This window comes from Austwickia chelonae NBRC 105200 (assembly GCF_000298175.1).
In the GTDB taxonomy this organism is placed as follows: domain Bacteria; phylum Actinomycetota; class Actinomycetes; order Actinomycetales; family Dermatophilaceae; genus Austwickia; species Austwickia chelonae.
This window is the reverse complement of sequence record NZ_BAGZ01000002.1, coordinates 134,556-154,890: the sequence shown is the minus strand read 5'-3', so window position 1 is coordinate 154,890 and position 20,335 is coordinate 134,556. Positions and strand designations below refer to the sequence as shown.

General features: G+C 67.7%; 19 protein-coding genes. 12 read left to right on the top strand and 7 right to left on the bottom strand.

The window, feature by feature from the left end:
* Window positions 1–13: 13 nt before the first annotated feature.
* Together AUCHE_RS01660 and AUCHE_RS01655 are read right to left on the bottom strand one after the other, a co-directional pair.
* Complete coding sequence (locus tag AUCHE_RS01660) at window positions 14–232, bottom strand: acyl-CoA carboxylase epsilon subunit (RefSeq protein WP_006501518.1); 219 nt, start codon at window positions 230–232, stop codon at window positions 14–16.
* 71 nt (window positions 233–303) lie between these two features.
* On the bottom strand, window positions 304–1,920 hold the full coding sequence (locus AUCHE_RS01655; protein WP_006501517.1) for an acyl-CoA carboxylase subunit beta: 1,617 nt from the start codon (window positions 1,918–1,920) through the stop codon (window positions 304–306).
* 24 nt (window positions 1,921–1,944) lie between these two features.
* Here AUCHE_RS01655 and AUCHE_RS01650 point away from each other — a divergent pair, with 24 nt between their 5' ends.
* The 12 genes from AUCHE_RS01650 (at window position 1,945) to AUCHE_RS01595 (ending at window position 14,679) form a co-directional block, all read left to right on the top strand.
* A complete protein-coding gene (locus AUCHE_RS01650; protein ID WP_040321128.1) occupies window positions 1,945–2,793 on the top strand; it encodes a biotin--[acetyl-CoA-carboxylase] ligase in 849 nt (282 codons plus the stop codon).
* Window positions 2,794–2,800: 7 nt separating this feature from the next.
* Window positions 2,801–3,931: an adenylate/guanylate cyclase domain-containing protein gene (locus tag AUCHE_RS01645; protein WP_006501515.1), complete on the top strand. Its 1,131-nt coding sequence runs from the start codon at window positions 2,801–2,803 to the stop codon at window positions 3,929–3,931.
* Entirely contained in the window at window positions 3,928–4,725 is a 798-nt protein-coding gene (locus AUCHE_RS01640) for an enoyl-CoA hydratase/isomerase family protein (RefSeq protein WP_006501514.1), read from the top strand. The genes AUCHE_RS01645 and AUCHE_RS01640 overlap by 4 nt, the downstream gene beginning before the upstream one ends.
* Window positions 4,726–4,822: 97 nt before the next feature.
* The gene (locus AUCHE_RS01635; RefSeq protein WP_006501513.1) at window positions 4,823–5,503 is read left to right on the top strand and encodes a response regulator transcription factor; all 681 of its coding nucleotides are present in this window, start codon (window positions 4,823–4,825) and stop codon (window positions 5,501–5,503) included.
* Between the two features lie 12 nt (window positions 5,504–5,515).
* The gene (locus AUCHE_RS01630) at window positions 5,516–6,565 is read left to right on the top strand and encodes a sensor histidine kinase (protein ID WP_143115181.1); all 1,050 of its coding nucleotides are present in this window, start codon (window positions 5,516–5,518) and stop codon (window positions 6,563–6,565) included.
* Between the two features lie 62 nt (window positions 6,566–6,627).
* Window positions 6,628–7,875, top strand: coding sequence for a 5-(carboxyamino)imidazole ribonucleotide synthase (locus AUCHE_RS01625; protein WP_040321127.1), 1,248 nt, complete (start codon window positions 6,628–6,630; stop codon window positions 7,873–7,875).
* Between the two features lie 49 nt (window positions 7,876–7,924).
* The gene (gene purE / locus AUCHE_RS01620; RefSeq protein ID WP_040321166.1) at window positions 7,925–8,437 is read left to right on the top strand and encodes a 5-(carboxyamino)imidazole ribonucleotide mutase; all 513 of its coding nucleotides are present in this window, start codon (window positions 7,925–7,927) and stop codon (window positions 8,435–8,437) included.
* 173 nt (window positions 8,438–8,610) lie between these two features.
* Entirely contained in the window at window positions 8,611–9,663 is a 1,053-nt protein-coding gene (locus AUCHE_RS01615) for an LLM class flavin-dependent oxidoreductase (protein WP_245706844.1), read from the top strand.
* A gap of 563 nt (window positions 9,664–10,226) precedes the next feature.
* Complete coding sequence (locus tag AUCHE_RS01610; RefSeq protein ID WP_217994327.1) at window positions 10,227–11,828, top strand: LCP family protein; 1,602 nt, start codon at window positions 10,227–10,229, stop codon at window positions 11,826–11,828.
* A gap of 50 nt (window positions 11,829–11,878) precedes the next feature.
* Window positions 11,879–12,928, top strand: a complete 1,050-nt coding sequence (locus tag AUCHE_RS01605; RefSeq protein WP_081578085.1) for a glycosyltransferase family 2 protein — start codon at window positions 11,879–11,881, stop codon at window positions 12,926–12,928.
* A complete protein-coding gene (locus AUCHE_RS01600) occupies window positions 12,925–14,055 on the top strand; it encodes a glycosyltransferase (RefSeq protein WP_006501506.1) in 1,131 nt (376 codons plus the stop codon). The genes AUCHE_RS01605 and AUCHE_RS01600 overlap by 4 nt, the downstream gene beginning before the upstream one ends.
* 30 nt (window positions 14,056–14,085) lie before the next feature.
* Complete coding sequence (locus AUCHE_RS01595; protein WP_006501505.1) at window positions 14,086–14,679, top strand: acyltransferase; 594 nt, start codon at window positions 14,086–14,088, stop codon at window positions 14,677–14,679.
* A gap of 69 nt (window positions 14,680–14,748) precedes the next feature.
* Here the strand turns inward: AUCHE_RS01595 and AUCHE_RS01590 are convergent, their stop codons facing one another.
* The 5 genes from AUCHE_RS01590 to AUCHE_RS01570 form a co-directional block, all read right to left on the bottom strand.
* Window positions 14,749–15,333, bottom strand: a complete 585-nt coding sequence (locus AUCHE_RS01590) for a TMEM165/GDT1 family protein (protein WP_006501504.1) — start codon at window positions 15,331–15,333, stop codon at window positions 14,749–14,751.
* Window positions 15,334–15,564: 231 nt separating this feature from the next.
* Complete coding sequence (locus tag AUCHE_RS01585; protein ID WP_006501503.1) at window positions 15,565–17,004, bottom strand: O-antigen ligase family protein; 1,440 nt, start codon at window positions 17,002–17,004, stop codon at window positions 15,565–15,567.
* Window positions 17,001–18,143, bottom strand: a complete 1,143-nt coding sequence (wecB, locus tag AUCHE_RS01580) for a non-hydrolyzing UDP-N-acetylglucosamine 2-epimerase (protein ID WP_006501502.1) — start codon at window positions 18,141–18,143, stop codon at window positions 17,001–17,003. The genes AUCHE_RS01585 and wecB overlap by 4 nt, the downstream gene beginning before the upstream one ends.
* On the bottom strand, window positions 18,140–19,309 hold the full coding sequence (locus AUCHE_RS01575) for a polysaccharide biosynthesis C-terminal domain-containing protein (protein WP_006501501.1): 1,170 nt from the start codon (window positions 19,307–19,309) through the stop codon (window positions 18,140–18,142). Before AUCHE_RS01575 ends, wecB begins: the two co-directional genes overlap by 4 nt.
* Window positions 19,306–20,331 carry a polysaccharide biosynthesis protein gene (locus AUCHE_RS01570; RefSeq protein WP_006501500.1) on the bottom strand — a complete coding sequence of 342 codons (1,026 nt, stop codon included), beginning with the start codon at window positions 20,329–20,331 and terminating at the stop codon, window positions 19,306–19,308. The genes AUCHE_RS01575 and AUCHE_RS01570 overlap by 4 nt, the downstream gene beginning before the upstream one ends.
* Window positions 20,332–20,335 lie beyond the last annotated feature (4 nt).

Here is a 20,335-nt window from a genome sequence, read left to right as displayed (position 1 = left end):
TCCCGGAGGGGAATCAGCTCGTCCCACCCCAACCGGACCCCCGCACCGCTCCGGTGTTGAACGTCCTGGCCCGATGGGACCAACCCCGACGGGCCAGCGGAGACTCCTGGGCCGCGCCCCCGGCCACCGCGGCCAGCACCACGGCCACCGCCGCGAGCTCCTCCTCGGTGGGACGGCCCCGTTCCACCCGCAGGAAAGAGACCTCGTCCGTCCTCGTCCCGTCGTCGCCCATCCTGATCCCTCCACCTTCGATTCGTGGCCGACACCGACCGGCCGTCCTCTCCGACCGGTCGGCGCGGACGCTCACAACGGGATGTTCCCGTGCTTCTTCGCCGGCAGCTTCTCCTGCTTGGAACGCAAGGCGCGCAAGGCCTTCACGACCTGGACCCGGGTCTGTGCGGGTTCGATGACCGCGTCGATATAACCGCGCTCCGCCGCGGTGTACGGATTCGCCAGGGTCGTCTCGTACTGCTCGATGAACTCCCGGCGGGCGGCCTCCACGTCCCGCCCCTGCGCGGCAGCCTCGGCGAGCTGCTTGCGGTACAGGATGTTGACCGCGCCCTGGGCGCCCATCACCGCGATCTGCGCGGTCGGCCAGGCGAGGTTCACATCCGCTCCCAGATGCTTCGAACCCATCACGTCGTAGGCGCCACCGTAGGCCTTACGGGTGATGACGGTGACCAGCGGCACGGTCGCCTCCGCGTAGGCGTAGATCAACTTCGCACCCCGACGGATGATGCCATTCCACTCCTGGTCGGTGCCGGGCAGGAACCCGGGCACGTCGACGAAGGTCAGCACGGGGACATGGAAGGCGTCACAGGTACGGACGAACCGGGCGGCCTTCTCCGAGGCATCGATGTCCAAGGTGCCCGCGAACTGCATGGGCTGGTTCGCGACCACGCCGACACTGCGTCCTTCGACCCGACCGAACCCGCAGATGATGTTCGGCGCGAACAGGGCGTGGACTTCCGTGAAAGCCCCGTCGTCGAGAACGGTCTCGATGACGGTGTGCATGTCGTACGGAGTGTTCGGCGAATCCGGGATGAAGGTGTTCAGCTCCTCGTCCTGCGGGGTCACCTCGGGGACGGGGTCGAAACCGTAGACGACCGGTTCCTCCAGGTTGTTCTGCGGCAGGTAGGACAACAGCTCACGCACGTACTCGATGGCATCGTCCTCGTCGGACGCCGCGTAGTGGGCCGCACCGGACTTCGTGTTGTGCGCCTGCGCGCCACCGAGATCCTCGAAGGCCACGTCCTCACCGGTGACCGTCTTGATGACATCCGGGCCGGTGATGAACATGTGCGAGGTCTGGTCGACCATGACGATGAAATCGGTGATCGCCGGGGAATAGACGGCGCCACCCGCGCACGGCCCCATGATCAGGCTGATCTGCGGGACCACGCCGGAGGCCCGCACGTTCCGGCGGAAGATCTCGCCGTACATCGCCAGCGAGGCGACCCCCTCCTGGATGCGGGCACCACCGGAGTCGTTGATCCCGATGACCGGGCAGCCGATCTTCAACGCCAGGTCCATCACCTTGACGATCTTCTCCCCGAAGACCTCACCCAGGGAGCCGCCGAAGACGGTGAAATCCTGAGCGAAGACGCACACCGGACGGTGGTCGACGGTGCCATATCCGGTGATGACGCCGTCCCCGTAAGGACGATTGCGTTCCTGCCCGAAGTTGGTCGACCGGTGACGGGCCAGACCGTCGAGTTCGACGAAGCTGTCCTCGTCGAGGAGCTGCTCGATCCGTTCCCGCGCGGTCTTCTTGCCCTTGGCGTGTTGTTTCTCCACGGCCCGGGCCGATCCGGCGTGCAGCAGTTCGTCGTTACGCCGGTGGAAGTCGGCGAGTTTGCCTGCCGTGGTGTGCAGGTCGGGGAGGTCCTGCTGGTCCTCGGAGTGGGCGACATCGCTCATGGGCGAGAGCCTAGCCTTGGGAACATGCCGATGGCTTTGAGCGAAGATCCTTTACGTGCAACTCTCGTCACACCCGAGAGCCCGTGGCGACAGGTCGACTGTTACGAGGAAGTCGGATCGACCAATGCGGTCTCCGCGGCCGACCCGCAACCATGGCGGGTGGTGACCACCCGCCGCCAGACCCAGGGGCGGGGCCGCTACACCCGGGTGTGGGAGTCCCGGGAGGGCGCCTCGGTCGCGATGTCACTGACCGTCCCGCTGGCGGACGACCCACGCAGCTGGGGGTGGCTGCCGCTGACGACCGGACTGGCCGTGGCCGAAGCCTTGGGCGAACTGACCGGCGCACCTGCACGTTTCGTCCTGAAATGGCCCAATGATGTCCTGATCTGCCTGGACGACGGGCAGTACGGCAAGGTGTGCGGAATCCTCTGCGAGACGGTTCCCGCCCCCGCCACCGGCGGAGCACCACTGGTGGTCGCCGGGATCGGGGTCAACATCGCCCTCACCCAGGACGAACTACCCGTCCCCACCGCGACCTCCCTGGCCCTGGCCGGACTGAGCGGACCGGACGGCGAACTCCCCGGAGGCGGGGACGTCGTCATCGCGATCGCCCGCGCCTTCGCCGCGCGACACGCCCAATGGGCCCGAGGAGGAGAAGACCTCGAACGGCTGCGCTCGGCCTACCGACAGTGCTGCTCGACCCTCGGCGCCGCGATCGACGTACACCTGCCCGGTGACCTGGTAGTGCGAGGACAAGGGGTCGACGTCGCCGACGGCGGAGAAATCGTCGTGGACACCGCCGACGGCCGCCGCACCTTCGCCGCCGGAGACGTCGTCCACGTTCGCCCCGGAACGGAGGAGGATCAGGCATGATCGGCCCATGACCACCGGCAGCGGCGCCGGGAGCGCATCCACGCCCCGAGAACCCTCCGCGGCGGTGCCGACACCGGCCCCGCCCGGAGGCGACCCCGGCCGTCCGCCCAGATACGCTCGCGACGACGTCTGCGCAGCCGCAGGCATCCCGCTACCGACGGCGCGACGTTTCTGGCACGCACTGGGCTTCCCCCGCGTCGGTGACGCCGAAGCCGTCTTCACCGACGCCGACGTCGACGCCCTCACCCAGATCGTCGGCCTGATCCACCGCGGCGTCCTCGACGAGGAACGCGCCCTCGGGATGACCCGGGCCATCGGACGCAGCGCGGACCGACTGACCGCATGGCAGACCCAACTGATCCGAGAGATGGCCGCCCCCGAGAACCCCGACCGGACCTGCGACACACCGGCAGGCCCGCCATGTCCCGGAGACCCGGCCACGACCGCCCTGGCCGGCGAACTGGCCGACGAGCTCGAACCCCTGCTGATCTACGCCTGGCGCCGCCATCTCGCAGCCACCGTCTCCCAACTGAGCACCCAGGCCGACGAACTCCGCGAGAACGACGCCATGGAGATGACCGTCGGATTCGCCGACATGGTCGGATTCACCCGAGTCGTCCACCGGCTCGACGAACGCGAACTCGGCTCACTGGTGCAACGTTTCGAGGCAGCCGCCTCGGACACCGTCGCTGCCTACGGCGGACGACTCGTCAAGACGGTCGGCGACGAGATCCTCTTCTGCTGCACCTCCCCCGACGCCGCAGCCGGAATCGCCCTGACCCTCATCGACGTCCACGCGAAACAAGGCGACATGCCACCCCTACGAGCCGGCCTGGCCACCGGCCCCGTCACGGCCCGACTGGGCGACCTCTACGGCATCACCGTCAACCGGGCCTCCCGACTGACCGGCCTGGCCCGGCCGGGAACAGCCCTGGCCGACGTGCAGTCCGGCGAACGGCTCCAAGAACACCGCGGGATCCGACTGGCCGCGCTACGGGCCCGGGAACTTCGCGGCTTCGGACCCACCCGGGCCTATGCGATACGCCCCGGCCGGGAAGGACCCCCACGCCCGGACCGCTCACCGGTACCCCACCTGCGCCACACCCTTCCGCACCCACCCCGTGGAGGCCCGTCATGACAGAGCACGACCAGCTGGTGACCGTGCGCCACCACGGCCCTCAGCACCGGGTGGCCGAACTGGTGCTGAACCGGCCCGACGCGATGAACGCGGTGTCGACAGCGATGGCACGAGCCATCGCCCAGGCCGCGGCAGAACTCACCCAGGACCGCAGCATCTCCTGCGTCGTACTGACCAGCAGCCACCCCCGCGCCTTCTGCGTAGGCGCCGACCTCAAAGAACGACAGACCTTCTCCGACGCCGACCTGTTCGCACAACGGCCGACGACCCGAGCGGCGTACACCGGGATCCTGGACCTGCCGATACCGGCCGTGGCCGCAGTGGACGGTTTCGCCTTGGGCGGCGGATACGAGCTGGCGCTCGCCTGCGACCTGATCGTCGCCGGCGCCGAAGCCACCCTGGGCCTGCCGGAGGTCTCGGTAGGGGTCATCCCCGGTGGGGGAGGCACCCAGCTGCTCACCCGCCGTGTCGGCTGGTCGAAAGCCGCCCGACTGATCTTCACCGCGCACCGGATGACCGCTGCCGAAGCCGCCGGGTACGGGCTGGTCGACCTGCTGGCCCCGGCCGGGCAGGCCCGGGAACAGGCCCTGGAACTGGCCGATCGGATCGCCGCGCACAGCCCGGTCGGTTTACGACAGGCCAAACGGGCGATGCGATTGGGGGCGGACGTCGACCTGCGTTCCGGCCTGGAGATCGAGGACGCCTGCTGGCGGGCGACAGCCTTCAGCGCCGACCGGGCCGAAGGGGTGGCCGCTTTCGTCGAGAAACGTGAGCCACGCTGGCCCGGATATTGATCCTTGCCCGACTTCGCGCTGCTCACAGTGTGATTCGTGTCCAACTCTCCGGTCAGGTCACCCTGCCCGGAGCCCTTTCGGACCCTAATATGACGCCATGATCAGAGTTCTGCTGGCCGAGGACGATCCGGCGATCAGCGAACCTCTTGCCCGAGCCCTGCGCCGTGAGGGTTACACCGTCACGGTCTCCGACGACGGGCTGCGTGCGCTCGCAGCCGCGCAGGACAACCCTGACCTGGTGATCCTCGACCTGGGATTGCCGACCATGGACGGTCTGGAGGTCTGCCGACGACTACGTGGCGAAGGGCGGACCGCTCCCATCCTGATCCTCACCGCCCGGGCGGACGAGGTGGACACCGTGGTGGGCCTCGACGCCGGGGCCGACGACTACGTCACCAAACCTTTCCGCCTGGCCGAACTACTGGCTCGGGTGCGTGCCCTGCTGCGGCGGACCCCCGGATCGGCGGGCGAGGACGAGGGCGGTATCCGGATCGACGCCCAGGCCCGCCGCGCCTACATGAACGACGAGGAACTCCAGCTCACGGCCAAGGAGTTCGATCTGCTGCGGGTGTTGGTACGGGAGCAGGGCAAGGTGGTCTCCCGGGAACAGCTGATGCGGGAGGTCTGGGAGACCCAGTGGTTCGGGTCGACGAAGACCTTGGACATGCACGTGTCGGTCCTGCGTCGCAAACTGGGCGACGACGCGGCCCGCCCCCGGTACATCACCACCGTACGAGGGGTGGGTTTCCGCTTCGAACGCGCCGACGGAACGAGCTGACCGGTGCGCCGGATGCTGGTGCGGTCGACGATCTGGGCCGGGCTCGTCGGCCTGGTCGTCTTCTTCGTCCCGGTGTCGGTCCTGACGGTGCTCTTCGTCCGCTGGCACGAGGAGCACGCCGGTCGTTGCGGCGTCAGCCAGTGGGGGCACAATCCGTGGTGGCTGTTCTCGGCCGGTCTGTCCTTGGCCGTCCTGGCCAGTGCCATCGGGCTGTGGCTGTCGATCCGTCAGGCGGACCGCTTCGTCGAGCCCCTGCAACGGTTGACCGATCAGGCCGAACGTCTGGGGTCGGGCGATGCCCGGTACGAGCGGATCCAGTCGGGGATCGAGGAGATCGACCGGGTCTCGGACGTCCTCTCCCGCAGCGCGCAGCAGTTGTTGACCTCGCTGTCGGTGGAACGGGATTTCGCCTCGGACGCCTCCCATCAGCTGCGGACCCCGTTGACCGCTCTGCTGATGCGGCTGGAGGAGATCTCGCTGACCGATGACGTCACGGTCGCCCAGGAGGAGGCGAATATCGCCATCGAGCAGGTGGAACGGTTGAATGCCACGGTCGACGCGCTGTTGGCGCGGTCGCGGGGGCACACGCCGACCTCGATGACGGCACCCACGTCCTTGGACGCGGTGCTGGCGCGTCTGCAACGGGAGTGGATGCCGGCCTTCGAGGCGGCGCAGCGCACGGTCCGGGTCAGCGGGGAGCGAGGGCTCAGGTTGGTGACCAGTCAGGTCGCCTTGGCGCAGATCCTGTCCACCTTGATCGAGAACTCGTTGGTGCACGGCAGGGGCCTGGTCCGGATCGATGCCCGGCGTTCGGGGCCCTCGGGGGTGATCGAGGTCTCCGACCAGGGGCCAGGGGTGTCTCCGGAGCTGGCTCCGCACATCTTCGAACGCAGTGTGTCCACGAAGAGCACCGGTCTTGGTCTGGGTCTGGCCCGCGATCTCGCGGAGAGCCACGGGGGCCGGTTGGAGCTGGTCCAGGGGTATCCGGTGGTCTTCGCGCTCTTCCTGTCGGCGGTGGAGCCGGGTACGGACGGGGGCGCGCAGCCTTCGGTGGTGGGCTGACCGGGGGCGGCCCCGATGGCACGACATCGCTGCTGAGCTGGTGAACGACTAGCCTGGCCTGCGTGACTGATGTGGTGCGCGCTCCTGGTGGTTTTCCGGTGGTCGGTGTGATCGGCGGCGGTCAACTCGCCCGGATGTGTCAACCGCCGGCGGTGGCATTGGGCGTCCAGTTGTCGGTGTTGGTGGAGGACGGGCAGGCCTCGGCCGCACTGGTGGTCCCGTCTGCCCCGGTGGGCGGCCATGACGATCTGGCTGCGGTGCGGGAGTTCGCCCGCCGCTGTGACGTGGTGACCTTCGACCACGAGCAGGTGCCGACCGGGGTGCTGGCGGCTCTGGAAGCCGACGGGGTCGACCTGCAACCGTCGCCGCGGGCATTGGTCTTCGCGCAGGACAAGCTGCTGATGCGCCGCCGGTTGACCGATCTGGGGGTGCCCTGTCCGCGGTGGGCGCAGGTGGTGTCGGCGGAGGAAGTGGCTGCTTTCGGAGCGGAGGTGGGCTGGCCGCTGGTGGTGAAGGCTCCGCGCGGCGGCTATGACGGCAAGGGGGTCCTGGTCGCCTCGTGCGCGGCGGACGTCGAGCCGTGGCTGGCGGCGGTGGCCCGCGACCGGGCTGCGGTGGAGTCGTCCTCTACGGAGGGGGTGGGGTCGCCTCGTCCGGCTTTCGCCGACGGACTGTTGGTGGAGGAGAAGGTCGACTTCGTCCGGGAGTTGGCGGTGTCGGTGGCGCGGAGCCCGTCCGGGCAGGCGTCGGCGTGGCCGGTGGTGGAGACGGTGCAGGTGGACGGGGTGTGCGCGGAGGTCCTGGCTCCGGCTCCCGGGCTGTCGGAGGAGATCGCCGGTGCGGCGACCAGGGATGCTCTGCGGATCGCCGGCGAGTTGGGGGTCACCGGGGTGTTGGCGGTGGAGATGTTCGAGTTGGCTGCCGGTCCTGGGGAGGACCGTCCTCGGTTCGTGGTCAACGAGTTGGCGATGCGTCCGCACAACAGTGGCCATTGGACGATCGAGGGGGCGGTGACGAGTCAGTTCGAACAGCATCTGCGGGCTGTCCTGGATCTGCCTCTGGGGGATCCGCGGCCTCGTGCCCGGTGGACGGTGATGGGCAATGTGCTCGGGGGCGACTACCCGGAGTTGTACTCGACCTACCGGCATCTGCTGGCCCGGGATCCGGGGTTACGGGTGCATTTCTACGGCAAGGAGGTTCGTCCGGGGCGCAAGATCGGCCATGTGACCGTCTGCGGTGACGACCTGGCGGATCTGCGTGATCGGGCACGTCATGCCACGGAGTTCGTGTCGGGTGTGGTCACCGAGTGAGGCGGGTTTCGCGGTGTCGGTCGGGGAAGAACGTACGGAGGGATGTCTGATGAGTGGTGGACCTGTCGTCGGGATCGTGATGGGCAGTGACAGCGACTGGCCGGTGATGGAGGAGGCGGCCCGGGCGTTGGACGAGTTCGGGATCGGGTACGAGGCCGATGTGGTCTCGGCTCATCGGATGCCGACGGCGATGATCGCCTACGGGCAGGAGGCGGCCGGTCGTGGTCTGCGGGTGATCGTCGCCGGAGCGGGCGGGGCGGCGCATCTTCCGGGGATGTTGGCCGCGGTGACGCCTCTGCCGGTGATCGGGGTGCCGGTTCCGTTGGCCAGGCTGGACGGGATGGATTCCTTGTTGTCCATTGTGCAGATGCCTGCCGGGGTTCCGGTGGCGACGGTGTCGATCGGCGGGGCCCGGAACGCGGGGTTGTTGGCGGCTCGGATCGTGGGGTCGGGGACGGCGGCGCAGGACGTGCAGGTCCGCGAACGGATGGTGGCCTTCCAGGGCGAGTTGGAACGGGTGGCCCGGGAGAAGGGGCGGCGGTTGCGTGAGGGGTGTCGCTGAGGGGTGCCCGGCGGTGGGTTCCTTCCGGGACCGGACGGCACAGGACGGCACAGGACGGGACGGATTCGGGGTGTGTCCGCGCGGTGAGGAGGCGGCGCGCGTAGCGTGTCCTATGACGGGTCTGCGCTGAGCTTTCCCTCGATAGTCTTGCCGGGCAGCGGATCTCAGGAGGCATGATGCGTTTCGGGATGGTGGTTCCGCAAGGTTGTCGCTTGGATCTGGCCGGTATCGACCCGCTACAGCACTGGGGGGTCATGGCCGGTCTGGCCCGACGCGCGGACGAGGGCGACGCCTGGTCGGGGATCTGGTTGCACGATCATCTGCAGACCCTTCCGACGGCGGTCGAGGAGGCTACTCACGAGCTGTGGGCGGTGACGGCGGCTCTTGCCGCGGTCACCGTGCGGGTCCGCTTGGGGCAGGTGGGCTCCTGTCTGGCCGGTCGCCATCCTGCTGTGTTGGCGAAGACGGCCGCCACGGTCGACGTGATCTCCGAGGGGCGACTGGACGTGGGATTGGGCGCGATCCGCCATCCCGAGGAATGGCGGGCCTACGGGTTGACGGTCCCGGAGTTCGCCGAACAAGTGACTGACCTGCGGGAAGCGGCGCAGATCATGCGTCAGGCCTGGACCACCGGTGAGTTGGATTTCGTGGGGGAGAGGTACCGGACCGACGGCGGGATCTGTCGTCCGTTGCCGGTGCAGGCGGCGGCCACCGGTCGGGGACTGCCGTTGTGGCTGTCCTGTGCGGGGGAACCGGCCCTGCTGAGAGTGGCGGCCGAAGAGGCCGACGGGGTGCACCTGTCCGGTGATCCTGAGGAATTCGCCGTCCAGAGCGAACTTTTGGCTCAGCGTTGTCATGAGGTCGATAGAGATCCGGCGGAGATCATGCGGGCGGGGACCTTCGATGTGGTGATCGGTCTCGACGAGGACGATGTGCGACGCCGGGTCGACTGGTACCGCGGCCATCTGACCGCAGCCGGTGTCACCGAGGGGATCGGGTTGAGTGCTGTCGAGGAGCTGATCCGGCAGCCGCTCGTGGGCACTCCGGAGACGATTGTGCACACCCTGCAGGGCCTGCAGGCCCAGGGAATGGGGTACGCGATCTGTTATTTCCCCGAATCCGCTTATGACGTCAGCGGGTTGGACCTTTTCGAGCGGGCGGTGATTCCTCAGCTGCGCGTGCCGGGCGGAGGACATCACCGCCATTGGCCTTTCTCGCTTCCGTGATCCGGCCGCGCACGGCTGCTTGACCTGCGAAGGTATGCCTTCTGAGGTGGTTTCCTCCGAGGAGGGAGAGAAATATCACGTTCGTCTCGGCCCGCCTTCCTCCTCCTCGGCGCCGGCCGGCAGGTGAAGGCCGACGCAGGGACGGGCAGCCAGCGCGCGCGGGGCACAACGCCTTCCGGGGCGCATGCCGGGGCAGTGTCAAAGGTTCTGACCTGCTGATGTGCGCTTGTCATAGCGTTTGTGTCGGCCGAAGAGGTGGGGCCGAAGGCTCCCGAAGTGACCCAGCGGAGGGCACAACCGACCCCATATGTCATGGAGAACGTTCGAGTTTCCCTGGAGTTCTCCTGATCGTGAGCGAACTTGGACGTCGACGCTGATTAAGGGGGGGCGTGGATAAAATCCACAGACCTTCCCCCGATACTGGGATGATCATGAGTCGGTACAACTCCCGCGATCCCTACCGTGACCGCCAGGACGACGATGGCTCGACGGGTTCCCGTCGCGCCATTCGAGAAGTCCGTGGCGGCGGTGGTGCACGCGCGAACGCTTATCGGTCTCGGCGTGTGACGGAGTCTCCTTCCGATTACGCCGACGATTACGACGACAGACCGCGTCCGCGGCCGGTCGCGCCTCGGCGCCCGCCGGCCTCGGCGCGTCCTCACCCGAAGGGTGCGCCTGCTCGGCAGACGTTGTCGGATCCGGACCGGCTCCCGCCCCGATTACGTCGCCGTCGTGCCTATGCCCTGATCGGCATGACTTTCGTCGCGCCCGGTTCGGCTCAGTTGATCGCAGGCAACCGGCGCCTGGGCCAGTTCGGCATGCGGCTGTGGTTCACCTTCCTGGCCCTCGTGGTGACCGGGGCCATCCTGGCCGTGGTCAAACGTAGCTGGGTGCTCTCCTTCGCCACCCGTTCCTGGGCGTTGATCACCTTGGCGGTGATCCTGGGCGTGCTGGGATTCCTGTGGGCGGTCACCTTCATCGACGCCGCCCGCCTGGCCAGCACCCGGCGGTTGAAGGCCTCGACCCGCCGCGGGGTCGTCTTCCTGGCCGTCATCGGTATGGTGGTCACCGCGGGTCCGCTCGGCTGGGCCGCTTCCACCTTGTACACCGGAAGCACCGTCCTCGACTCGGTGTTCGACGGGGGACAGAGCAAGGGGCGTAGCAAGGGCCGGTACAACATCCTGCTCCTGGGCGGCGACTCCGGTACCGGGCGGATCGGTAACCGACCCGACACCATCATGCTGGCCAGCATCGACGGGAACACGGGGAAGACGGTCACCTTCGGTTTCGCCCGGGACACCGAGAACATCAACTTCCGCCCCGGGTCGACCATGGCCCGCTTGATGCCCAAGGGTTGGAACTGCGGCGACGAGTGCCTGCTCAACGGTCTGTACATGTGGGCCACCGAACGCAAGGACAGGTTCCCCAAGGACGTCAAGGATCCGGGGGCGCTGGCCATGAAGGAAGCCGTCGAATCGCTCTCCGGCCTCGACATCCAGTACTACGCGTTGATCGATCTCCAAGGTTTCCAGACCATGGTCGACGCCATCGGTGGCCTCGAGGTCGACGTGAAGAAACGCACCCCGGTCGGTGGCGGTACCTCCAAGATCCACGAGTGGATCGAACCGGGTCGACAACACTTCAACGGCTTCTACGCCCTGTGGTACGCGAGATCCCGTGAAGGTTCGACGAACTACGAGCGGATGGCCCGTCAGAAGTGTGTCCTGCAGGCGGCGACCAAACAGGTCGACCCGCAGAAGGTCCTGATGAAGTTCCGCGAGTTGGCCGCGGCGGGCAAGCAGGTGCTGAACACGGACATCCCGCAGGCCGAACTCGGTGAACTCGCCGACCTGGCTCTGCGCTCCCGCTCGCACCCGATGAAGAGCATCAACTTCACGCCGCCGCTGATCAAACCGTGGAGCTACGATCCCCAGGTGATCCGGTCGACCGTGGCCGAGAGCCTGGGCACGGCGACGCCCTCCCCGACGAGCACTTCCACCAGTGCTTCCTCGTCCCCGACCACCAGCACGAAGGGTTCCTCAGCTCAGAAACCTGGAGCCGGTGGCCGTACGTCGAGCACCAGCAAGAAGAGCACCGCATCGGCGAAGACTTCTTCGCCCGCACCGACCCCCACCGACGGCAGCGAGATCTGCACGGTTCCCTGACCTCGTCGCCCCTCGGGGCACCGAGTACCCCTCTCGTGGACGGAGAAGAGATGTCTGTGGACGGTGGCCTGACCCGGGACGCGAATCCCGACCGGGAACGGGCCGCATCGGCCGAGGAGTGGCCGAGCGTCAGCGTGATCATGCCCATCCTCAACGAGGAGAGGTACCTGGCCGAGGCGGTGCGTCGTGTCCTGGCCCAGGAATACGACGGCGAGCTCGAAGTGGTGCTGGCCATCGGCCCCAGCCAGGATGCCACCGCAGAGGTAGCGCAGGGGCTGTCCGCGGCCGACCCCCGGGTTCGGGTGGTGGACAATCCCAGCGGGCGAACTCCGGACGGTTTGAACGCTGCCCTGCACGCAGCCCGGCACGAGGTGATCGTCCGGGTCGACGGGCATGCCGAACTCTCGGACGGATACATCCGGACCGCGGTGACCGAACTGGAACGCACCGGAGCGGTCAACGTCGGCGGCATCATGGACGCCCAGGGCACCACTTCCTTCGAACGGGCGGTGGCCTGCGCGATGAAGTCCCCGCTGGGCGTCGGCAACGCCCGCTTCCACTGCGGTGGCGGTGAGGGGGAGGCCGAGACGGTCTACCTGGGGGTCTTCCGCCGCCAGACCCTGCTGGAGGCCGGAGGTTACGACACCCATTTCACCCGGGCCCAGGACTGGGAGCTCAACCACCGGTTGCGGCAGTCCGGGGGCCGGATCTGGTTCACCCCCGAGTTGAAGGTGACCTACCGTCCTCGCCCCACGGTGAACCGGCTCTCCCGCCAGTACTTCGAGTACGGCCGGTGGCGTCGGGTGGTCTCGGCCCGTCACGCCACGATCAACCCGCGGTACCTGGCACCTCCGGCGATGGTGGTGGGCACGGCTGCGGCCACGGTGGCCGGGCTGCGTCGTCCCGCTCTGCTGGCGATCCCGGCCGCCTATCTCACCGCGGTCGCCGCCGGCGGGATCGCCATCAGCAAAGGGCAGAAGACCAGTACGAGGGCCCTGGTCCCGGTGGCTCTGGCGACCATGCACTGGTCGTGGGGGGTCGGCTTCCTGACCAGCCCCCGGCGGTTGCGTCGCCCCGCTCAGGAGAAGTCGCAGGCGTGAACGCCCTCCGGACAGCGACGGTCGATGTCACCGTCGTCACCAGCGGACATGATGTCGCCGACGCCCGGCTGCACCGGGAGGTGGCGGCCCTGCGCGCCCGCGGACTCACCGTGGAGGTGCTCGGTCTGGGCGCTGCCACGAACGGTCCTGCGGGGGCAGCGGTGCGCACCTGGCAGCGTTCGGGAATGGCCGCTCGCGCCCTGTTGGCCCTGCGCCAGCCCTTCCTCGCCCGGGGGCGGGTGATCCTCGCTCTGGACCCGGATTCGGGTCTGGCGACCTGTCTGGTGGCCCGGGTCCGGGGGCGGAGGTCGGTCGCCGATGTTCACGAGGACTATGCGGCCCTCCTGGGGGACCGCGACTGGGCGAAGCGGTGGGGCGGCATCCCCGGGATGGTGGGTCAGGCTCTGGTCCGCAGTGGACTACGGGTCTTCGAACGCGCCGACCTGGTCGTGGTCGCCGACGAGCACGTGCCACCGCCGACGGCCCGGCAACGCCTCGTGGTCCGGAACCTGCCGGATACGTCGATGCTGCCCGAACCGGGCCCACGGTCGGCGGTGCCCAGAGCTTTCTACATCGGTGACCTGCGGCGCAGCCGGGGACTGTTCGCCATGGTGGAGGCGGTGCGACGGGCTCCCGGATGGGAACTTGACCTGGTGGGTCCGGTCGCAGCGGCCGACGAGGAAGATCTGCGGAGGCTCCTCGCGCAGGACCCGGAGCTGTCCGGGCGGGTGTGTCTGCACGGGCGTCGTCCCCCGGCGGAGGCCTGGCGTTGTGCCGAAGGTGCCTGGGTGGGGTTGATGCTCCTGGAGCCGACACCGGCTTTCAATGACGCGGTGCCGAGCAAACTGTACGAATATGTGGGATGCGGGGTGCCGGTGATCACCACCGATCTGCCCCGTCCTGCCGAACTGGTGACCCAGGGCCAGGCCGGCGCGGTCGTGGCCGGTGGCACCGACATCGAGGTCGGTGAACGGGTCGCCGAGGTGCTGCGTTCCTGGTCCGCCGATCCCGAGCCGATGGATCGCATCCGGGAACGTCTGGCGCAGGAAGCGCAGATCACCAGATCACGTCCTACCCCTTACGAGGAGCTCGCCGACCGGATCGTCGATCTGCTCGGACGCTCCTGACCCACATCCCTGGCTATCTCTGGAGGATTGATGTCCGTCCGTATCATCGACACCGCAGATGTGTCCGAACAGGCGCAGATCGGTGACGGGAGTTCCATCTGGCACCTGGCCCAGGTCCGCGAGGACGCTGTCCTCGGGGAGAACTGCATCGTGGGCCGCGGCGCCTACGTCGGCTCGGGCGTCGTGATGGGCGACAACTGCAAGCTGCAGAACTACGCCCTGGTCTACGAGCCCGCCAAGCTCGGCGACGGGGTTTTCGTGGGTCCTGCAGTGGTCTTCACGAATGACCACTATCCGCGGTCGATCTCCCCGGACGGCACCTTGAAGCGAGGGGACGACTGGGAGCACGTGGGGGTCACGGTCGAGGACGGCGCCTCGATCGGCGCGCGTTCGGTGTGCGTGGCACCGGTGACGATCGGTAAATGGGCTCTGGTGGCCGCGGGGTCGACGGTGGTGAAGGACGTCCCGGCCTATGCTCTCGTAGCGGGGACACCGGCCCGTCGGATCCGTTGGGTCGGCGAGGCCGGGGTTCCGTTGGAAGAGGCCGGGGACGACCTGTGGCGTTGCCCGCAGACCGGCCGCACCTATCTTCAGGACGGGGAGACCCTGCGTCCGCAGGACTGACCGGCTCAGTCAACGCGATCCATCTGGTGGGGTACAGCCGCGGCCCGGCGGACGTACCCCACCATCGTCTCAGGAACCGAAGACGCCGAGTCCTTCGGCGATGAGCAGCAGACCGAAGATCGCGAAGGCCGCTGCCGCGCCGATCTTGATGACCTTCTCGGGAAGTTTCCGGCCCAGCACCGCACCTACGACGATGGCCAGGGCATCGGCGGCGACCATGCCCAGGGTGCTGCCGACCCAGGTGCCGAACCAGTCCTCCTTGGTGGCCAGGGCGATGGTGGCCAACATGGTCTTGTCGCCCAGTTCGGCGAGGAAGAAGGCGACACCGACGGCGACAATGGCGGCGCCGGTGCTGTGCCGCGCCTTGTCGGCTTCGGCATCGGTGAGTTCGTCACCGCGCAGGGTCCAGGCGGCGAAGGCGAGGAAGGACAGCCCCGCGACGACGGAGACGATCCATTGTCGGTCTGCGAAGGCGTTCCCGACGACCCGTCCCAGGCCGACGGAGGCCAGGTGTACCAGTGCGGTGGCCGCGGTGATACCGATCAGGACATCCCGTGGACGGTATCGGGCGGCGAAGGTCATGGCCATCAACTGGCTCTTGTCACCGAGCTCGGCGGCGAAGATCACCGCTGTGGACAGGAGGAAGGCGTACATGGGCGGGGCTCTCGGTCAGGCACCGACCGGAGGAACCGCACAAGGGAGCCTCGGCCGACGCTAGCGTGTGCACGGTTGCGCTTTCGGCCGAAAGTCTCGTCCGCCACCGATCGGACTCGGGGTCTGCCGAGCGGTGACCGCCCTCACCGGGTACCGAGAAGAACCGGGACCAGTATGTCGATGGGGACGCGGGGGACTACTCCCTTTCGCGCTCCCATCTTAACCGGCTCCTCAGCCAGAAATGCCAGTCCGTTCTGTCTGACGAGATATGTCGTTGTCGTCGACGACCTGCGATTCGTCCGGCTGCTCTGTTTCGGCACGCCACCCGAGCACGACGACATGGGCCAGCATGACGAACCACATCGGCAGGGCCAAGGACGAACTCACCACGACTCCGGTCACGGTGAAGGCGATCAGCAGACAGGCGAGTTCAACCCGTCGGGAGATGACTCCGGCGTCCACCGGGCCACGGAGGCCGACGGTATGCCGGCAGCTGTACACCAGGAGCGCAGCGAAGGGCACGGTCACGAACAACCCGTACTGGCTGAGGATCTCGATGAAGCCGTTGTGGGCGTTGATCGTCAGGTCCTCGATCCCCGGAGGTTTTTCCTCCCCCAACCGGTACTCGAAGGTTCCCGGACCGGTCCCGAACCAGGGGCTGCTCTCCCAGTACCGCAGCCCGGCCCGGATCAGATTGATCCGCAGCCCGTCGGATTCCTCCTCGCCGGCTTTCGGCGCCCGGAGGAGAGGGTTCCGGGCGGCGAGAGCGGGGACGAGGAAGGCCGCCGCGATCATCGCACCGAGGACGACCGAGAACCCCGCGGCGATCCACCGGGCCGCCCGGGAACGACGCACCGCAGCCCACCATCCACGCCGGGCGGCAACACCGACCGCGACGACCGACAGTTGAAGGGCCACCGCACCGACCGCGCCCCGGCTCAAGGTGCTCCAGATCAACCAGGTGGTGGCTGCGGCCGTGGTCAGGAAGACCACGCTGACCCATCGAGGGACCCGGTCCAGGGACCAGGCCAACAGGGTTCCGGTGACAGCGACGAGTACACAGGCGTAGTTATTGGGATTGGAGAAGGTCCCGGCCGGGATATGAGGCTGGAAGTACCACTCGATCCAGCGGGTCACGACGATGTGTTCGTCGTACAGGATCTCCATGACGGCCACCGGGGCAGTGGTGGCCAGCACCAGAACCCACAGGGTTCGGAAACCGTACTGGCCGGCGAGCGTCCCCCTGGAGAGCAGGATCATCGCCCCGGTCACCGCGGCGGATGCGGCCATCAGCGAGATCTCACCGCGGGCGGCTTTCCCGGTCGCTCCGGGCTGGGTGTTCCAGGTGATGGCGGCCCCGACGGCCCAGGTCACCCAGAAAGCCGCCCACAGCAGTACCGAACGTGAACGCCACCAGGGCAGACGCCACAGACAGGCGGCCGTGACCACGAAGACCGCGACGAGGAGCAGCCCGATCGGGGCCAGCCAGATCCCCTTGACCCGCAAGGAGATCTGACTGATCCAGGTCAGCAGCAAGCCGGCGACCACGATCATCGCCGGGCCGGCCGACCACACGGGGGAGACGATCCGGTGGAGCCGTTCGCGCACACCGATCGTCGCCGGGGGACGGCGCTCCTCCTCCGCCGACCCCGCAGGGGAGTTCACGGTCACGGCGTACGGATCCCCGACCACTGTTCGTGCCGACGGTGGGTCGACAGGATGAAGTTCACCGCGCGTTGTGAACAGTTGTCGATGGCGTAGTCGGCGGGGAGCACCGGGTGGACATCGCCCCGGTCGTCGCGACCCGCGAGTACGGTGCGGATGCCTTCCACCACGTTCTGCGGATCCAACCCGGTCATCACGATGGCACCGGTGTCCAGAGCTTCGGGACGTTCGATGGAGTCACGCAGGGTCACCGCAGGGAATCCCAGGACGGACGACTCCTCGCTGATGGTGCCCGAGTCGGAAAGGACACACAGTGCTTCCTGCTGCAGACGCACGTAGTCGACGAAGCCGAGCGGTGCGTGGAAGAGGACGCCCTCCGGCAGCGCGCGTCCGGTGTCCGCCACCAGGGCGTCCAACCTCTTACGGGTACGGGGATGAGTGGAGACCAACATCGGCATGTCGTACGCCCTTTGGGCTGCTTCGAGACAGTCCAGAAGTGCCTCGAGCCGTGCCGGCGAATCGACGTTCTCCTCCCGGTGCGCACTGACCAGCAGGAACTCGCGTCGAGTCAGGCCCAGGTCGGCCAGCACGGTGGAGGCGGCGAACTGGGCGGCGTGATGGTCCAGGACCTCCTTCATCGGTGACCCGGTGAGCAGGATACGACGGGGATGCATGCCCTCGGCGAGCAGATTCCGGCGGGCGTGCTCGGTGTACACCAGGTTGTAGTCGGAGACATGGTCGACCATCCGCCGATTGGTCTCCTCGGGCACATTCAGGTCGAAGCAGCGGTTGCCGGCTTCCATGTGGTAGACCGGAACCCGCATCCGCCGTGCCATCACCGCGGCGATACAGGAGTTGGTGTCGCCCAACACCAGCAAGGCGTCGGGGGACTCCTCGAGGATGGCCTGCTCGACCTTCGTCAGCACCCCGCCGAGAACCGCGCCCAGTGAACTGGTGTCGACCTCGAGGAACCGGTCCGGTTTACGGATCCCCATCTCCTCGAAGAAGATCCCGTTCAGCTCGTAGTCATAGTTCTGACCCGTGTGGACCAGGACGTGCTCGACGGTCTCGTCGAGTCGGGCCATGACCCGGGACAGACGGATGATCTCCGGGCGGGTGCCCACGACGGTCATCACCTTCGTCATGACTGCTCTCCTTCTCTCGAGGCCATCCCGGTGACCTGCGACGGCAGCACCTTCTCCGGGTAGGTGTCGGCATCTGCCGGATCGTACATCTCGTTGATCCAGAAGAGAGTGAGCATCTCCTCGTCGCCGGTATTGGTGATCGAATGCGTCCACAAGGTCGGCATGTCCACGGCCACCGGAGCATCTCCGCCGACCGGGATCTCCACGACTTCGTCGGTCAGTACCTTGCGCAGTCGGATGACGCCCCGGCCTCGCACCACCACGAAACGCTCGATCTTGCGGAAGTGCAGATGGTCGCCACGGGTCACGCCGGGAACGGTCGTGGAGAAGGAACTCTGCCCGGCCCCGCCGTGCTGGCGCAGAATCTCGACGAAAGACCCCCGGGCGTCGGTGTGTGCGGTCAGCGGGAAGGACCGGACGCCCTGATCCCACATCGCGGCACGCAGGACGTTGAACAGGCGGACGTCCACGGCATCGGTCAACGTCGGGATCTGCCCGACGCGATAACAGTCGTGGAAGGACGCGAGCCGGTCGGCGACCCAGGAGATCCGCAGCGGCACCACCGCGGTAGGACGGAGCAGCACCGGCGGGTCGGCTTCGAAAGCCGCGGCGAGCAGATCCGCCACGGCGTCCTGCACGTGCAGGAGGGGGATCTCCCTGTCCCCGGTGACCTGCGGGGTCTGTCCGGCGGCGATCCGGTGGGCGAAAGTCGCGACGAAGCTGTTGTACTCCGGACGGCCGTGCTCGCCATACAGATTCGGCAGCCGTACCTCCACACAGGACGATCCCTGCTCTTCGGCGAAGGCGGCCAGCCGTTCGGCGGCGACCCGCTTACCGACCCCGTACGGGGTCTCGTCCGGTCCGGTGCCATCGGCCTGGAGGGAACCGGCCACCACGATGCGGGCCCGGGATCCGGTGCGGGTCATCGCCTCGACGAGCCGCTCGGCCAGAGCGATATTCCCCTCCCTGACCTCCTCCTGCGAGGCACGGTTGATCCCGGCGATGTGCAGGACGACATCGGCGTCCGCCACCGCATCCTCCAGCGCGGCGGTCGCAAAGGCCGTCCGGTCGATTCCCACGACCGTGCCCACCGAGGCGAGGGTCGACAGCCGGGCCCTGGTGTGCCAGCCGAGGAATCCTGCCGCCCCGGTGACGACGACCTTCATCGGGTCCCCTCGACCAGGGCCTGGATCTCCGGGAGCATCATCAGCAGCTCCTTCGTCCCGGCCAGGTCGAGACGCTCGGTGTTCTCCGAGGTGTAGTCCCCGATCCGGGCGATCTCCTGGGTGCCCTCTTCGAAGTACTGCTCGTACTGCATCGACCGGGCGTCGACCGGAACCCGGTAGTAGTCGCCCCGGTCCTCGGACTTGACCATCTCCTCCCGGGAAAGCAACGTCTCGTGGAGCTTCTCGCCGTGCCGCGAACCGATCACCGAGATGGGGTGCTCGGGACGACCCAGCAGGTCGGCGACGGCCCGAGCCAGGATCTCCACCGTGCAGGCCGGTGCCTTACGGACGAAGAGGTCGCCCGGCTCGGCGTGCTGGAAGGCGTAGGTAACCAGGTCGACCGACTCCTCCAAGGACATGAGGAACCGGGTCATGCTGGGCTCGGTGATGGTCATCGGGATGCCGGCCATGACCTGCTGGACGAACAGCGGGATGACACTTCCCCTGCTGTACATGACATTGCCGTAACGGGTCACCGAGATGGTGGTGGGGCTGTTCGGCTGCTGCCGGGCGAAAGCCTGCGCGGTCTTCTCCATGAGCGCCTTGGTCATGCCCATCGCGTTGACCGGGTAGACCGCCTTGTCGGTCGACAGGCAGACCACGGAACGGACCCCGGAGGCCGCTGCCTGCTCGATGACATTGTGGCTGCCCAGGACATTCGTCTTCACCGCCTGCTGGGGGAAGAACTCACAGCTGGGCACCTGCTTCAGCGCCGCGGCGTGGAAGACGTAGTCGGCGCCGACGAAGGCCTTGGCCACGCTCTCGGCGTCCCGGACGTCGCCCAGGAAGAAACGGAGACGGGAGTCGCCGAAACGCAGACGCATCTCGTGCTGTTTCGCCTCGTCACGGCTGAAGATATGCACCGCGGCGATGTCGTCCTCGAGCAGGCGGCGGGCCATCGTGGAACCGAAGGAACCGGTTCCGCCCGTGATGGCGACGGTCGCGCCGGACAGGCTGGTCATCAGA

Bases quoted from the DNA above. Each gene is read 5' to 3' on its own strand.
- purE (WP_040321166.1), top strand. From the start codon at position 7,925: ATGAGTGGTGGACCTGTCGTCGGGATCGTGATGGGCAGTGACAGCGAC.
- wecB (WP_006501502.1), bottom strand. From the start codon at position 18,143: ATGACGAAGGTGATGACCGTCGTGGGCACCCGCCCGGAGATCATCCGT.
- AUCHE_RS01605 (WP_081578085.1), top strand. From the start codon at position 11,879: ATGTCTGTGGACGGTGGCCTGACCCGGGACGCGAATCCCGACCGGGAA.
- AUCHE_RS01645 (WP_006501515.1), top strand. From the start codon at position 2,801: ATGACCACCGGCAGCGGCGCCGGGAGCGCATCCACGCCCCGAGAACCC.
- AUCHE_RS01575 (WP_006501501.1), bottom strand. From the start codon at position 19,309: ATGAAGGTCGTCGTCACCGGGGCGGCAGGATTCCTCGGCTGGCACACC.
- AUCHE_RS01650 (WP_040321128.1), top strand. From the start codon at position 1,945: ATGCCGATGGCTTTGAGCGAAGATCCTTTACGTGCAACTCTCGTCACA.
- AUCHE_RS01590 (WP_006501504.1), bottom strand. From the start codon at position 15,333: ATGTACGCCTTCCTCCTGTCCACAGCGGTGATCTTCGCCGCCGAGCTC.
- AUCHE_RS01630 (WP_143115181.1), top strand. From the start codon at position 5,516: ATGCTGGTGCGGTCGACGATCTGGGCCGGGCTCGTCGGCCTGGTCGTC.
- AUCHE_RS01615 (WP_245706844.1), top strand. From the start codon at position 8,611: ATGATGCGTTTCGGGATGGTGGTTCCGCAAGGTTGTCGCTTGGATCTG.
- AUCHE_RS01640 (WP_006501514.1), top strand. From the start codon at position 3,928: ATGACAGAGCACGACCAGCTGGTGACCGTGCGCCACCACGGCCCTCAG.
- AUCHE_RS01595 (WP_006501505.1), top strand. From the start codon at position 14,086: ATGTCCGTCCGTATCATCGACACCGCAGATGTGTCCGAACAGGCGCAG.
- AUCHE_RS01570 (WP_006501500.1), bottom strand. From the start codon at position 20,331: ATGACCAGCCTGTCCGGCGCGACCGTCGCCATCACGGGCGGAACCGGT.
- AUCHE_RS01660 (WP_006501518.1), bottom strand. From the start codon at position 232: ATGGGCGACGACGGGACGAGGACGGACGAGGTCTCTTTCCTGCGGGTG.
- AUCHE_RS01655 (WP_006501517.1), bottom strand. From the start codon at position 1,920: ATGAGCGATGTCGCCCACTCCGAGGACCAGCAGGACCTCCCCGACCTG.
- AUCHE_RS01635 (WP_006501513.1), top strand. From the start codon at position 4,823: ATGATCAGAGTTCTGCTGGCCGAGGACGATCCGGCGATCAGCGAACCT.